General features: G+C 39.6%; 13 protein-coding genes. 4 read left to right on the top strand and 9 right to left on the bottom strand.

Annotation, left to right across the window (positions count from 1 at the left end):
• The first annotated feature begins 23 nt into the window (after nt 1-23).
• Nucleotides 24-2,006, top strand: a complete 1,983-nt coding sequence (locus tag UB51_RS23385; RefSeq protein WP_044879369.1) for a methyl-accepting chemotaxis protein — start codon at nt 24-26, stop codon at nt 2,004-2,006.
• Nucleotides 2,007-2,156: 150 nt separating this feature from the next.
• Here UB51_RS23385 and UB51_RS23380 read toward each other — a convergent pair whose 3' ends face one another.
• The 4 genes from UB51_RS23380 to UB51_RS23365 all read right to left on the bottom strand — a co-directional run bounded on the left by UB51_RS23380 (nt 2,157) and on the right by UB51_RS23365 (nt 6,572).
• The gene (locus tag UB51_RS23380) at nt 2,157-3,188 is read right to left on the bottom strand and encodes a LacI family DNA-binding transcriptional regulator (RefSeq protein WP_044879368.1); all 1,032 of its coding nucleotides are present in this window, start codon (nt 3,186-3,188) and stop codon (nt 2,157-2,159) included.
• Nucleotides 3,189-3,380: 192 nt separating this feature from the next.
• Nucleotides 3,381-4,220, bottom strand: a complete 840-nt coding sequence (locus tag UB51_RS23375; RefSeq protein ID WP_044879367.1) for a carbohydrate ABC transporter permease — start codon at nt 4,218-4,220, stop codon at nt 3,381-3,383.
• Nucleotides 4,220-5,062, bottom strand: a complete 843-nt coding sequence (locus UB51_RS23370) for a carbohydrate ABC transporter permease (protein WP_044879366.1) — start codon at nt 5,060-5,062, stop codon at nt 4,220-4,222. Before UB51_RS23370 ends, UB51_RS23375 begins: the two co-directional genes overlap by 1 nt.
• Nucleotides 5,063-5,225: 163 nt before the next feature.
• Nucleotides 5,226-6,572 (bottom strand): ABC transporter substrate-binding protein, encoded by a 1,347-nt coding sequence (locus UB51_RS23365; RefSeq protein WP_234405491.1) that lies wholly within the window; start codon nt 6,570-6,572, stop codon nt 5,226-5,228.
• Nucleotides 6,573-6,922: 350 nt separating this feature from the next.
• On the opposite strand from UB51_RS23365, the gene UB51_RS23360 reads away from it, so the two are divergent.
• Nucleotides 6,923-7,942: a hypothetical protein gene (locus tag UB51_RS23360; RefSeq protein WP_144407059.1), complete on the top strand. Its 1,020-nt coding sequence runs from the start codon at nt 6,923-6,925 to the stop codon at nt 7,940-7,942.
• A gap of 179 nt (nt 7,943-8,121) precedes the next feature.
• Nucleotides 8,122-9,795, top strand: a complete 1,674-nt coding sequence (locus UB51_RS23355; protein WP_044879363.1) for a ribonuclease J — start codon at nt 8,122-8,124, stop codon at nt 9,793-9,795.
• A 92-nt stretch (nt 9,796-9,887) separates the two neighbouring features.
• On the opposite strand, the gene UB51_RS23350 is transcribed toward UB51_RS23355, so the two are convergent.
• The 5 genes from UB51_RS23350 to UB51_RS23330 are packed head-to-tail and all read right to left on the bottom strand — an operon-like array spanning nt 9,888 to nt 14,560.
• Nucleotides 9,888-10,613, bottom strand: coding sequence for a GntR family transcriptional regulator (locus UB51_RS23350; RefSeq protein ID WP_199924964.1), 726 nt, complete (start codon nt 10,611-10,613; stop codon nt 9,888-9,890).
• Nucleotides 10,613-11,629 carry a sugar kinase gene (locus tag UB51_RS23345; protein ID WP_044879362.1) on the bottom strand — a complete coding sequence of 339 codons (1,017 nt, stop codon included), beginning with the start codon at nt 11,627-11,629 and terminating at the stop codon, nt 10,613-10,615. The genes UB51_RS23350 and UB51_RS23345 overlap by 1 nt, the downstream gene beginning before the upstream one ends.
• Nucleotides 11,622-12,377 (bottom strand): 2-dehydro-3-deoxy-phosphogluconate aldolase, encoded by a 756-nt coding sequence (gene dagF / locus UB51_RS23340; RefSeq protein WP_044879361.1) that lies wholly within the window; start codon nt 12,375-12,377, stop codon nt 11,622-11,624. Before dagF ends, UB51_RS23345 begins: the two co-directional genes overlap by 8 nt.
• A 1-nt stretch (nt 12,378) precedes the next feature.
• Entirely contained in the window at nt 12,379-13,482 is a 1,104-nt protein-coding gene (locus UB51_RS23335; protein WP_044879360.1) for a DgaE family pyridoxal phosphate-dependent ammonia lyase, read from the bottom strand.
• Nucleotides 13,460-14,560, bottom strand: coding sequence for an amidohydrolase/deacetylase family metallohydrolase (locus UB51_RS23330; protein WP_044879359.1), 1,101 nt, complete (start codon nt 14,558-14,560; stop codon nt 13,460-13,462). The genes UB51_RS23335 and UB51_RS23330 overlap by 23 nt, the downstream gene beginning before the upstream one ends.
• A 527-nt stretch (nt 14,561-15,087) precedes the next feature.
• Here UB51_RS23330 and UB51_RS23325 point away from each other — a divergent pair.
• On the top strand, nt 15,088-15,678 hold the full coding sequence (locus UB51_RS23325; protein WP_044879358.1) for a MepB family protein: 591 nt from the start codon (nt 15,088-15,090) through the stop codon (nt 15,676-15,678).
• Nucleotides 15,679-15,968: the final 290 nt, after the last annotated feature.

The following is a 15,968-nucleotide window of genomic DNA, read 5'->3' as shown; positions in this document are numbered from 1 at the left end:
TCGGAGAAGGAGGCACATAAATTATGAAAGCAATATTTGCAAAAATAATGAGCGGTAATTTTAAGATTAAACTCATAACGGCCTTTGTACTAATCCTAGTCATACCGTCTATGATAGTCGGGACACTATCCTACAGTCGGTCTAAGAAGGAAATCGAGCAGCAGATTCTGAGCAGCGCCAAAGAGAATATCAATTTGCTTGATTCCTTCATCAGCACCACCATTACACCGAAGAAGTTAGACACGGATTATTTTGCCCAGAATACCAATGCCAGCATGTATCAAGGGATAGATAGTCCTATGGTTAGACAAAATTTCAATACATATCTAGCCATGCACCCTGAGGTAAACAGCATGAGCCTTGGCACGGATACGGGGCTGTACGTGATATCGCCGCCGCAGGATGTGAAGGCTGACTACGATCCACGAACTCGGGGTTGGTACAAAGATGCGATAGCTAACAAAGGGAAAACCATTGTTTCAGAGCCCTACAAATCAGCTGTAACTGGAGAGAACATTATAACGGTGTCGCAAGCAACATCAGACGGTTCCGGGGTTGTAGGCATAACGTTAAGCATCGATCAAATCGACAAATTGACTAAAGAAGTCCAGATTGGCAAGGCTGGCTATGTTATGATTTTCGATAAAAACAAAAATTATATCGTCCATCCCACCATTAAATCAGGGGAACCGGCGGAGAACCCTGTTTACGATCGCCTCTATGAGGAAGATTCCAATCAAATTGAATTTGGCCTCGGTGGGCAAAATAAAAAAATGTTATATGTGACAAACAAAACCGTCGGCTGGAAAGTCGTTGGACTGATGAACTCGTCGGAAGTAAAAGAGTCTGCGCAGCCAATCTTTATTTATACTTTATTGTCCATTATTATTTGTTTGATCATCGGCGGAATCAGCATCTACTTCATTCTCAAATCGATCATACGACCGATTGTGAAATTAAAGGAGCATGCGGTCCGAGTTAGTGAAGGGGTGCTCACCGAGTCGATACAGATTAATACGCTGGATGAGATCGGTGAGCTGGGGCAAGCCTTCGATGAGATGAGAAAGAATCTTCGATCTTTGATCATGGACGTTGAAGACAGATCCGAGCAAGTTGCAGCCTCCTCTCAGCAGTTGACGGCAAGCGCCGAACAGACAAGCCTGGCAACCGAACAAGTCGTAATGGCAGTTCAAGATGTGGCTGGTAGTGCTGAGAAACAGACGGTATCTGTTGATCATAATGTACATGCCTTGCAGGAAATTTCACTTGGTGTTGCACGGATTGTGAACAGCGTGACAGACCTATCGGGTCTCTCGAATCACACGACCCTTCAAGCTGAAGAAGGCGGGGAATCTGTCCTTCAGGTGAAGGAACAAATGAGTTCCATACATGAATCGGTTGAGAAATCAGATCATATGGTCAGATCGCTGTATGACCGCTCTAAGGAAATTAATTCTATCTCTGTAGTCATAAGCGGAATCGCTAAGCAGACCAATCTTCTTGCCTTGAATGCGGCTATCGAAGCAGCACGAGCTGGAGAACATGGAAAAGGCTTTGCCGTTGTGGCAGATGAAGTTCGTAAACTCGCAGAGCTATCTCAAGAATCGGCACAACAAATATCCGAGTTAATCATTGAAATTCAACGCTTGACGAAGGATACGGTTGATACAACGGAGAAAGTCACGCAGGATGTTGCAGGCGGACTTAAGGTATCGAATGAGGCCATTCAGAAGTTCGAGCAAATCCTGATCAGTATGAACAAGACAACGCCTCACATTGATGAAGTTTCCGCTATCGCGGAACAAATATCGGCGGGCGTTCAAGAGGTCACTGCAATCACTAACGAGCTTGCTATGATTGCGAAAGGCAATGCAGCAACCTCTGAGGAAGTTGCCGCTTCTGCTGAAGAACAGTTAGCTTCCATGGAAGAGATATCAGCATCAGCACAATCCTTGTCCTCGTTGTCCGAAGAATTACAAGCGTTAATTAATAAATTCACATATTAGCACAATGCTAAGCCTACTCATTTTTGAGCAGAGGATATACGTAGAAAAAAGAAGCTATCTGCAGTGGAATCAAATCACTGCGAAATAGCTTCTTTTTCTTTATAGGAGAAACAGCATGTAATTGTCAGGCTTGGTCGATTGTATTAGCCATTACAATAACGACTTTGTAGATTCCCTAACGATTAACTCAGCCGGGTAAATTTTATGCACATGATTTATTTTCTTATTAATCAAGTCAAAAAGAATTTTTATTGTCTCTTCTGCAATTTCTTCCACTGGCTGTCTAATGGTAGTAATCGAAGGGTTGTAATAAAATGAGATGTCCAATCCATCAAAACCAGCTACGGAATAATCTTCTGGAATTCTTTTTCCAGCTTCAAATATGGCTTTACATGCACCAATTGCCATGCTATCCGAAAGAGCATAGATAGCTGTAAACTCTTCGTTTAACTCTAACAATTCTTTGGTTACCGCATATCCATTCTCCATGCTATAACTATCTATATCTTCTTTCATACATCGAACCAATTGATCATGACAGACTAATCCATGGTCTGCCAAAGCTTGTTTGTACCCTTCATATCTTAATTTACCAATGCTCACATCTTCCATAGGCGCCGTAATGACTGCAATTTTCTTATGTCCCTGATTACATAAATAATCTACTATTTTATAACTTTCTTTAAAGTCATCCACAGACACTGAAGAATAATCACTTAGATCGAACTCGTCTGTCATCCCTATGGTGCTGAGAACGAAGGGTACGGTTAATTGATCTAGTTTTTCTTTAGAGTGTGAGAATAATCCTCCTAGAAACACAATTCCTTTTAACCGCTTTTCTTTCTCCAGCTCAATAGCAACTTCGACTTCATCCTGATTTTCATCAACACGTTGTAGAATAAAAGAATATTTTTTTCTTTGAATTTCTTGCTCAAATACCTTTATCATAGGATTGAAAAATTGGTTTGTAATCCCTTTAATCAATACCGCTATCGTTTTTGAAGCAGAACGTTTCAAATTTCTTGCACTGTTGTTTGGAACATAATGATTTTCTTTAATTACTCGCATAATCATTGCCTTTGTCTCTTCATTGATGTCTGGATGATTATTTATAGCACGAGATACCGTTGTCACGCCAACTCCACACATTTTTGCAATATCTATAATTGTAATATTATCCACCTTAGTTCTTCCCTTTACAGTAGTTTTATCCATTTGAAACCCTGATTCTTATTACCCTCAATATAGCAATTAAAGTCATACTAGGCAATAAGATCAATTCACTTCATATGCACAAAAAAGTAGGGTTGTTCTTGAAACGTCAAAGTCACCAAGAAAGGAACCCTACTCACTACTCAAAGATTTAATTTAACTTTAACCTTTTACAGCTCCTGCAACCACACCTTCAATAATATACTTTTGACAAGCCAAGTAGAATATTACAATAGGTACGATGGCTAATACTAGCATGGCCATCATGGCACCCATATCTATAGATCCGTATCCACCCTTCAGATACTGTATAGCAATAGGAATGGTTTTGTATTCTGTACCAATAACTAAGTAAGGTAACAAGTAGTCATTCCATATCCACATCACATTTAGAATGGCTACGGTTATAGCTGTTGGCTTAAGAATTGGAAATACTACTTTAAAGAATGACTGCACTGGATTACATCCATCAATCATGACAGCCTCTTCGATCTCAATCGGTATTGATTTAACAAATCCACTAAACAAGAATACAGATAGTCCTGATCCAAATCCTAGATATATCAAGATGATCCCGACCGGATTATCTAAATGTATGATGTTTGCTACCTTAGTCATCGTGAACATAACCATTTGGAAGGGTACGATCATGGAAGATACAAATACGTAAAACATGATACTTGTAAACTTAGACTTAACTCTTGTGATATACCATGCTGTCATAGAAGTAAACAAAATAATAACAGCAACAGAACATACCGTGATAAACAATGACATGCCGAACGCACTCATGAATCCTATTTTCTCCATACCGCTGGTATAGTTTTTGAATCCGGCAAATGTAGTACTATCCGGAAACAAGAATGGCATATCACTAATGTAGAATTTACCTTTAAAAGAGTTCATAAGAACGATAAATATAGGAGATAAGAACAAGATCGCTAAGACCAACAAAATGATGAATATCATATAATCTTTTACTTTTGTCTTTGTCTTTTGCATTAGTTCTCAACCTCCTTTCTTCTAGTAATGACAAGTTGAATTAATGCGATGACAGCCACTAACACAAAGAACACGACTCCCTTTGCCTGACCGACACCTTCCCAACCTGTTTTACTATAGAAAGTGTTGTAAATATCTAGTGCTAACATCGAAGTCTCCTTAGACGGAGCACCTGCTGTTAAAGCTAAATTCTGGTCAAACAATTTAAATGAATTCGATAGTGTCAAGAATAAACATATGGTGATTGATGGCATCACTAAGGGTAAGGTAACATTACGCAATATTCCAAACCGGGTAGCTCCATCTATTTTGGCTGCTTCAACTATATCTTTAGGAACATTTTGAATACCTGCAATGTAGATAATCATCATATACCCTATTAATTGCCAATTCATAAGTACTACTAATCCCCAAAAACCATAGGTAGCACTGGAAGTCAATGTAACTCCGAATTTCAACAAAATACCGTTAATAATCAATTGCCAAATATAGCCTAACACGATACCGCCTATTAGGTTAGGCATGAAAAATATAGTTCTAAAAACATTAGTACCTTTTTTTCTTCTGGTTAACAATAGTGCAAATATGAAAGCAAATAAATTAATGGTGGTAACGGAAATCAATGTGAACTTAACTGTAAACCAAAGTGCATTTATATATTCTTGATTAGAAAATGCCTTGATATAATTACTAAGACCTACCCATTTTGCATCTGTTACTGTAGTAAACTCTGTGAATGACAAATATACACCTAGAATAAATGGTATTAGAAACATTACCGCAAAGGCTAATATAGTCGGCAATGCAAAAAGAGCAAAATATTTTTTCATCGATTTTTGCATTTAGTTTTCTCCTATCTTTGAAACAATGTGAGTCAGACACCTCAAAGCTCACCAAGTTATTTATGCCACTGTGCACCCTAACGATGCGCAGTGGCATAATATTAACTCATGAACAATGAAGGGTTGCAGAACGCATCTTTCATTCGTGGTTCATAGCGAACCATTATTTAGCTCTTTCAGACTTCCAAGAATCTTTAACGATCGTGGAAACTTCATCCCAAGTTTTTTTGCCTTGAGCATATTCCAACAATGCATCCCCAAAATAATTTTTGAATTCTTCACTTGGGAATGCTGCAAATGTCCAAACTACGGAAGAAACATCTTTGGACATCCAAGCTAATACTTCTTTAGCTAATGGATCAGCTGGTTTCTCGTCATCTTTAAATGTATTGAACGGTGCGATAAAACCTAAATCTTTCGTTACATAACTCTTACCTTTGTCACTAGAGAATAACCACTCCAAGAAAGCAATAGATGCTTCTTGCTTCTTAGCAGACACTTTGCTATTAATTGAGAAATAATTTTCTATTCCAATTGCTAAGCCTTGTTTTTCTTCATTAGCCATCCCTGTATAGATTGGCATGAACTTAATATCTTCCGCTTTTACTACGTTTCCATCTACTTCATTAATTTGTGACCATGCCCAGTTACCATTTTGAACCATAGCCGCTTGACCAAGTGCAAATTCAGCCATAGAATCTGTTACCGTTTTACTACCTAATAGCGATCCTTTTGTAACTGAATTGTTGATGTATAGATCAAAGATATTCTTGTATTTATCTCCGTATTTGAATGATATTTCATCAGCTGCTAATCCAGCTAGAATCGTGTTATTGAATGCAGTATTATCTTTGAATTCATAGTATAAGGGAATGTTTGCTAAGTGAGTCTGCCATCTCCATTGCTCACCAGCACCTAAAGAAGTAGAAGCAAATACACCTTTAATGCCCAGTTGATCTTTCTTAGCAGTCATATCTTCAGTTACTGCTTTTAATGTAGCAAAGTTATTAATTTCTGCTGTTGAAGAAATGGAAACGGCTTTATCTGCTAAAGCAAAATACTTCTTCATAATAGCGTCATTGTAGATGATGCCATAACCCTCTACAACGTAAGGGATACCATAAACGCCATCTCCACTAGTTACTGCTAAATCTTTATCAGTCAAGTAACTGTTAAGTTTAGTATCTTTTAGATCCAAAATATAATCTTTCCAAGATTCATAACCAACAGGTCCATTAATTTGAAAAATAGTTGGAGCATCTGATTTTGAAATTTCTGATTTCAAAGTGGTCTCATACGTACCCGAAGCGGCAGTTACAATTTTGACCTTAACGCCTGTTTCTGCTTCATAATCTTTAGCAATCTTTTCATAAACTGCTGCAATTTCAGGTTTGAAGTTCAAGAAGTAAATTTCTTTACCATCTTCTATTTTGTTACCACATGCCGCTGATACCAAAACCATAGATACTACTAACATGAGTCCTAAAACCTTCTTAATGTTATTCATCATTATTCCCCCTTGATCTTAGTTCTTCTTTATTTCTTATTGACGATCTGACTTCCCATAAAAAATCTGTTACCGCTTACATTAACGCCATTAGGACAGTTTCTTTTTCGGTAACCTTATCGGTATCCTTATCGGTAACGTTTTCAATTGGATGTTATCATATTGATTTAACATTATCAATAGTTTTTTTCAAAGTCATTTTTACTTCTTTAATTTAGCTCCATTTACTTATAGTCACTCTGACCCTCATATATGACAGGGTCAGAATAATTGAAATCCATACAAGTTCCATTTCATGGCTTAGGTGAATAGGCTATATCATCAAATTAATTCTGGAGGTTCCCTGCATGACAATGAATGAATACCCGTATGGTCCCCAATTTCAACATATTCATCCATACCACTTTGCCTATGACCAGCGCACATCTCATCCATATACGGCTCACTACCCTTATCCCTACTGTTTCTATTTTTACTCATCACCCTATCGAGCTGAATATCCGTATGGAGAGGGGTATTCAGCTTACCCACCAACTATGTACCCTAGACAGGAAATCGTTGCACAGCATCAACAGACCGAAGCCAAAGATCTTGAATCCACCCCTCAAGGATTCAGCATAAAGCTCAATAATCCACAGGAAGATGAAGAGGTTGTTACTCAACAGGAGAACGGACAATCTGAAAATGCACAGGGTTTCCACATCAATACGGGAGGGGAAATCGGGGGTAAGCATGGTGTAGGTTTTCACGCAGATGGACACATCGACGGACATGGTGTAAACACCCAAGCCAGTAGCCACCTTGGTGAAGAAAAATATGGCCTTGGCGTTCACGGAAAGGCAGGACTAAATGCTAGTAAGGGTTTAAACTTTGACACCGGTGGTCAGCTTGGGGGTAAGTACGGTATCGATGCTCACGCCAACGGCCACCTGAGTCTCAGCCAAGGAATTGCGCTTAACACGGAAGCCCAACTCGGAGGGAATCACGGCATTGGGGCTCATATAAATGGCCAGGTTGGCGGCCAGGGTGCAGAATTGAGTACAGGAGCTAACCTGGGTGGAGACCATGGACTTGGCGTTCATGCCACTGCTCACTTGGGCGGCGATCAAGGAGCAGCCTTAAAGACCAAAGCTCAGATCGGCGGAGATCACGGCCTTGGCGTTCATGCAAAAGCCCAAATGGGTGGCGGCCAGGGTACGGCGGTTACTACTGGAGCTCAAATCGGTGGGGACCATGGTCTTGGTGCGCATGCCAAGGCTCAGTTCGGTGGCAGTCATGCAATAAGCTTTAAAGTCGGAGGAAATATTGGCAATCATGATGGCCAACTCGGCATAAACATAGGCAGTAAAGACAAAAAACAAAAAGAATCTTAGGATTCCCATGTAAAAAATAGAGAAGGACCGTCAGGTTTACCTGAAGGTCCTTTATACATAACACCTTTGAGGGCATCTGCTCTTAGTTAAGGGGTATAATTTTACCGATGTGTATGTTTCTCATAAAGATACTTAATCAGGGGATACTACTTCCATATTTTCAAATGGAGGTGTCCAGCTTGATTACAAAAGGAAATACGCTATCGATTGTCGCCTTAGGTGGCGTGAATGAAATTGGTAAAAACATGTATGTGCTTCAATACGGTGATGATATCATTGTCATTGACTGTGGCTCCAAATTTCCCGACGAAAGCATGCTAGGAATTGATTTAATTATCCCTGATATTTCTTATTTACTGGAGAATCAGGACAAAGTCAGAGCCTTAATTGTTACTCATGGACATGAAGATCACATTGGGGGAATTCCTTATATTCTGAAACAATTGAATATACCTATCTATGGTACACGATTAACGTTGGGTTTAATTGAAATCAAACTCAAAGAACATGGTCTTCTAGGTAGTACAGATATGATTACAATCGATGCTGAATCTAATGTCACGTTAGGCGCAATACGCTTAAGTTTCTTCCGAACTAACCATAGTATCCCTGATTGTGTAGGTATCGTTTTTGATACCCCAGAAGGTACTATTGTACATACAGGAGACTTCAAATTCGATTTAACACCTGTGAATGAACAACATCCGGATCTATTTAGAATGGCTGACATCGGTAAGAAGGGAGTCTTGGCTCTTTTGTCCGAGAGCACCAATGCAGAACGTCCCGGTTTTACCCCCTCTGAACGTCTCGTAGGTGCACACATTGAAGATGCGTTTATCAAAGCTCAGCAGAAAATTTTCATTTCTACCTTCGCTTCCAATGTCCACCGTCTACAGCAGGTCATCGATGCTGCCGAAAAAACCAATCGGAAGGTCGCCTTATTAGGGAGAAGTATGGTTAATGTGGTCGGCATTGCTCATGACCTAGGTTATTTGAACATTCCTGAATCCATGTTAATTGAGGTAAGCGAAGTCAACAATTTTGCTCCCCACGAGGTGGTTATACTTTGTACTGGGAGTCAGGGAGAGCCGATGGCGGCCTTATCTCGTTTAGCCAGTTCCAATCACAGACAAGTAGAAATTCTGGCTGGTGATACGGTGATTCTAGCAGCTACATCTATCCCTGGTAATGAACGAAATGTATCCCGCATCGTAGATAATCTGTTTCAACTAAAAGCCAACGTTATTTATGGATCAGGATCGGTAACGGGCATGCATGTATCCGGTCATGCTAGTCAAGAAGAGATGAAATTAATGCTCGCATTTATGAAGCCACAATACTTTATTCCGATACATGGTGAATTTCGAATGCTTCATCAGCATCGGTTGTTAGCTGAGGCTATGGGCGTAGCGAAGGATAACATCTTCATTGTAAACAATGGCGATGTAGTCGATATTAAAGACCAACAAGCGCGTCAGACTCGAAAAATAACGAATGGGAATACTCTTGTTGACGGGCTAGGAATCGGGGATGTAGGTACGATCGTCCTACGTGATCGTAAGCTTTTATCTGAAGATGGTATTCTTATCATAGTGATCACACTGAGTAAAATGGAGGGTAAGATTTTATCTGAACCTGATGTTATTTCTCGTGGGTTCGTGTACGTCCGTGAATCAGAGGCGTTAATAGATGAAGTAAGTCGAATTACAGTGAAAACCATCAATCAATTACAAGAAGACAATATAATCCAATGGGGCATGTATAAACAAACCATCAAAGAATCGGTTGGGAATTACTTATATAGTCTTACTAAAAGAAGACCCATCATTCTCCCCATCATTATTCAAGTCTAACGAATACGATACAAACAAAATAAGACTAAGTGCGTCTTTCACGCCTTAGTCTTATTATTGTATCCAGTGGACTTTAAGTCCTCCTGAGGTATTTATACATCATAATTCACAATATAATGCTGCATTTCCGTGTTATAGTACCCTTCACTGTATTCAATCAGATTACCTGTATCATCGTAGGAATAACGTAATCTCTTTAATAAAGGTGTACCTTTATTGATACTTAGAATGTCTTCTACATGCGAAGGGGCAATACCTACAGCAAATTCATCTCGAAATTTCCCTAAGTTAATCCCTTGTTCTCCAATCCATTCATAAAGTGATTGTAAGCTCAAATCGGATGTATTCGTAGCCTTCATACCCTCTGATAAATAATGCGTGTAATGGATGTATGGCACATCATCAAGATAGTAAAGACGTTCGATCCGAAGACAATGCTCTCCAAACCATCGATACGGTTCTGTCCCCTCTTGATTAGTCACAATTTCTGTTTGTAATAATTGTTTAAGTATTTTGTGCTTCTCTTCTACTAAAACCTCTGTAAATCGCTTCCCCTTAGAAAGCTTGGAGAACGAAGTATTCCGAATCACTTTGGTCCCTTTGCCGCTCTTCTTCTCAAGATATCCTTCTTGAACCAGTTCTTTAATGGCATTGCGGACTGTAATTTTACTAACTTGAAATTCACTTTCCAAAAGTGTTTCTGAAGGTATATTGGTCTCAATGGGATATACACCATGTAGAATTCGGTCTTTTAAAATCTTCTTTATTTGTAAATATAACGGTCCATTTTTCCCAGATACACTCATGGTCACAATCACTACCTTTCTACATCACCCAATGAGGCCGTCATCGCTCGGAGAACATCATTCTCTGTTGACATTGGGGTATCTCCAACAATCGTATGCGCAAGCATGCCTGCAGTTGTGGCAAACGAGACTGTCTGTTCTGCTGAGAATCCTTGCAGAACACCATGTACGATACCACTCGTATAGGCATCGCCTGCACCTATTCTATCATAGACAGAAAACGTGAGTGTTTGTGAGAAGGTAAAGGTGTCGTTCTTATACATATAACCACGCAATGAATGGGTATTATCATTATGGATGGAACGATGCGTACCCGCTAATACTGAGATATGGTATTGCTTAGCAACTTTCTCCATAAGATCCATTAACTGATCCTCAGGTTGTTCCTTCTCGGTTGTCATACCAAGGGTCAACAAGGCATCTTTTTCGTTCATCATGACGATATCTGCTAGATGCAGCATGTCTTCGTAATGTGGTTTCGCCATCGCATATCCCTGGTCACCCCAATGCGATGGACGGTAGTTGCAATCGAAGACAACGGTACCTCCATTATTTTTGACTGCTTTTGCAAAAGATTTCATTTGATGACGAACAGCATCATTCATCGCAAGAGTAATTCCACAAAAGTGTACAACATCTATGTTCTTTGCAATTTGTTCAAAATCATACGTTTCTTCAACTGCCGTGTTAAAACTACTTTCTAATCGATTGGAATAGGTAACGCGGCTAGCCCTTGCCCCAAATCCATTTTCTAGAAAGTACATTCCAACATACTTTCCACCTCGACTAATATAGTTAGCTGTAATACCAAGCTTTTGAAGATACGATATGGCAGCATCACCTACCGGGTTAGCCGGTAATGTAGACACGAGGTATCCTGTATGCCCGAAATGACTAAGAGCCGCAGCTACATTCACTCCCGTACCTGAGAAGGAATAGTTTAATGTACTTGCTTGGGATAATAGTTCATATCCTGGAACTTGCAAGCGCATCATCACTTCTCCAAATGCTGCTATATGTTTAGCCATATTGTTTCACCAATCTCTTCATCGTTTCTAACAGTTCACGTACATCAGCGATAATTGTGTCTCCTGTTTCACTGTCAATAATAGAAGAATACAGATGAGGGATTACTTGAGGCACTTTGGCTTCTAGAGCAATACGTAAAATCGGCTCGAAATTCTCTTTATCAATTCCACCCGTTGGTTCTAATGCAAACCCTTCTTCACCACAGGCTTGTGCAACTGCACGTAATTCATCTTCACAAGCTAATCCATTCATAGAGAAGAATTTCAATGCATTTCCCCCCATGTCTCGTACAAGTGCGATCGCTGATTTAATAGGTACGATAGCAAGTTCATCTTGTGCAGCGCTGATAGGACCTGTTGAAATATTCACATATCCGACTTGTCCCGTTGGAGATACTAAGCTGTTAATCCAGCTATCTTTACTACCCAGATTTGCACGTGTAGCTCCGACGGCAGGAAATACCTGATTAATATGAGTCCCTGGATAATGTCTCACTATCTCTGCTACTACAGAGGCTTGACGATTGTCGCCGGCACCTAGGCCGATGGATACAGCGTCATCAATTTCTTTGCCGTATTCCTTCATTGCAGTAACGGCTGCTTCTACCGTTGGATAGTCTTTGGAAAGTACGCCAGCGAGAACGTATCCTTCTGCTGCATCAAATATCTCTTTGGCATTCTCTACACTATTGGCTAGTACGTTTAATGCTGCGCGGCCTTTATATAATCTTTTTGTCATGTTGGACATCTTATTTTCCCCCTATTAATATACGTATTGTAGATTGAATGACTTGGATATCATCATTTAAAAGTGGACGTGGATCGATATCGAAATACCCTTGTTTCACGCCATAATCGCGTGTATAGATGGCGATTTCACCATCTTGTAGTTGAGCCACGACATCTTTGGCTGTTGTATTTGTGTGCTCTGAATCAATTTGGATTCGTGCACGGTATATCGCTCGACCTGCTTCATCTTGTACGATGGTCACACGAACACCTTCAATTTCATTCAAAGACATCAACACCTGTAACGATTCTTTTTCTTGTTCACTTGTATCTTCTTTGACGCCATATTCGTCAAGTGCTTGCAGTAACCCAAAGGAGGTTTCCTTGCCAACCTTCATACTACGACCAATACAATGTAATTGTACTTTTACCCATTCAATATATTTAAGCTTCCCTCCCACGATGCCAGAAGTAGGACCTTCAATGGCTTTAGAACCACTGTAAATGGCAAGGTCTGAGTATTTCACGTACTTCTGAATATCCTCTTCTGCAGCAGCATCAACGATGAGCGGTACGCCATTACGCTGTGCTATTTCCCACGCTTCTTCTACGGAAATCATGTTTTTTTGAACACAGTGATGCGATTTAACGTATAGGATCGCTGCCGTATGGTCTGAAATAGCATCTTCGATGTGTTCTGCTTTCCCTTCATTGGCATAGCCGACTTCAACAAGCTTTCCGCCACCTAAGTAAATCATCGTTTCAACGGGAGCGCCATATTGTACATTGTGGCCTTTAAGCATAATCACCTCATTCTTTGGAATGACTTCTTGATGCAGACGTTCACTTTTTCGACGATTCCCTTGCGTGACTATTGCAGCAACAGAAAGCGCAATACCACTAGATGCCGAATTAACAATAACAGCCGCCTCTGAGCCGAGGATACGTGCTACGTAATCACCGGCCTTATCAACTAAATCTGCAATCTCTACGTATTGTTGTCCACCTTGTTTCATGGCTTCCATTACGGTATCTGTCGGAGCGGATACTCCCAGAATACTCATTCTTCCACTTGCATTAATCACGCGTTTAAGTCCATATTTAACATTCAATGAATTCGCCATTTACAACCACTCCTTTCGTCTTAATACTACTTGAAGCTACACGCTTCTCTCCTTCGGAATCTATGAGTGTAATAGGCTCATCTTCAACTCTAAATAAGGTTAAGTTCGCAATATCTCCAACCTGTATTCGACCAAGCTCGGGCTTACTTAGCCATTGTGCAGCATGGCTCGTGACCGCTGAAATCACCTCATCCAGCGAGTATCCCAAATACAGAAATTTCGAAAGCACATTAGCCATACTATATACAGGACCATTCAATCGATTTCCGCGGTAGATGTCTGTACTAATGGTATCTAGATTAATACGATTTCGTTTGGCAGCTTCAGCAGCCTTAAAAGAAAAACTTGCCGTACCATGACCCACATCAAGATGAACCCCGCGTTCAATGGCATCCATAAGCACTTGAAGCGGTTTACCTTCATCATCAAAGAGATTATTCTCTTTCCCATTGAGGTAATGTGTAATGATATCTTTGTGTTCCAAGAGAGGAATAACTTCTTCAATACTCGGAGGTCCAGAGCCGATGTGTACCATGATGGGTAACGATGTTAGTTGTGACAGTGTTCGTGCAGCACGTAAAGGTTCGATACCTTGATCGCCAACGACACTTTTACTAATACGTACCTTTAATCCTACAATCACATCTGGATAACAGTTACAAGTCTCTACTACCTGCTCATGATCAATCCACTCCATATTGGATAATTCATCCGTTCGTTGTAATCCAATACGTGAAATGTTCAAAAATGCAAAAACATTCGTTTTGGCATGATCTCTACTTGCAACTAACTCCCCAAACCGATCTGCACCACAACTTCCAGCATCAACGATAGTGGTTACCCCAAGTTTGATGCCAATTTCGTCAATTTCATCACCATAAGGATCAAAACCCGGAAACGCATGAACATGTAAATCAATCCATCCACTAGATACGTACACACCGGAATGATCTAATATATGATCTCCTTGACCCATTCCAGCCTTGACTATCTCTACGATTGTGCCGTTTTCTATTACGATATCGATTGTCTCTTCATTTACGTGCTTTACATTACGTAATACAAATCGATCCTTCATGCTAATTCACCTTTTTTCATACTGTATTTAAAACACCATCTACAATCAAATATTCAGTAGTTATATCATTATAATGTTTATGATTCGATAGAGATAATATAACACGAAAAATTAACATAGTAAATATAACGTTATAATGTTTGTTTGGCATATGAATGACGAATATTCATCTAATTGCGGTATAGATCATCAAGAAGAATTGGCTTTCCTGTCCTTAATAAGAAATGATAACGAAAGTAATAAAAGCAATTAGAGGTAATCCTATCTTCTTTGGAAATTCATTATAATTAGAGGGGAATCTTCATGGAAGCAATTGTATTATTCCGATCATTTTCTTTTTTGCATTTCAATTTTTTATGGGTTATCGTAATGGGAATATTAAATTGGATTTAGATGATCGTTATACAAACGATAATTCTGACACCAGCAAGGGATACCTTATTGGTAGAAGTGAAAGAAATGATACCCGTATTAGGTTCTTCAAGAAAAGAATCACTAACATGGACTCACATGGAGGATTTGAATAGATGGATGAAAAAAATCGAGACTTTTCAGAAGTATGTCCTAGCGATCAAAATTGTTGGACTTCCTCTGACACCATTCATAGTGACCTACTTGCCACGAAGGATCTTGTTTATAACCCGTGCAGGTTTGATTACTCTCGACCACTTTTAGAACCACAAAACGCTGAATATGGTTCGTATGTTTTTAACTTGAATGCTCTCTCCATTAGATTTCGTGTCGCAAAAATCACACCTACAAAAGTCGGGCAATTTGTGACTTTATGGGAGAGAATTGGGGATGGACCGATCCAACCATATGACGTATCAGATCCAGTCGATTTCTTCGTTATTAGCACACGCAAAGGTAATAACTTTGGTCAGTTTATATTTCCAAAATCTGTTCTGTGTGATCAGGATATAGTATCCAATAAAGGTAAAGGGGGTAAACGAGCAATACGCGTTTACCCACCTTGGGACAAGCCAACGAGCCGTCAGGCTCAAAAAACTCAGATATGGCAGATTGAATATTTCCTAGAGATACCTGTGGATATACCAATAGACTGTGTTCGTGCTCAAATGCTTTACGGTCACAAATCCGGTTATAGGCATATTTAAGCAACCTGAAATTTTATGTAAATTACAATCCTTTGGAAATCTACGTTCTCGCCCCAACACATCAGCGTTTATGGAAGTATATTACCAAATGCAAAACTATACTCACTATGATTTATTTGTCGCATACTCGTTTATGACACAATGTTAAACATAAAAAAGATGAGTAATACAAAGCGTAGTTACCACTTTGCGTTGCTCATCAATTCATAAAATATTTAACATTATATCCAGATATTTATTATTATTGGTCATAATGGACTTCTTCTCTCTTTAATATTACAGAGTAGGTA

The sequence above is a fragment of the Paenibacillus sp. IHBB 10380 genome (assembly GCF_000949425.1).
Classification (GTDB): Bacteria; Bacillota; Bacilli; order Paenibacillales; family Paenibacillaceae; genus Paenibacillus_AQ.
The sequence above is the reverse complement of the archived record's forward strand: the minus strand, read 5'-3'. Positions and strand labels throughout refer to the sequence as shown.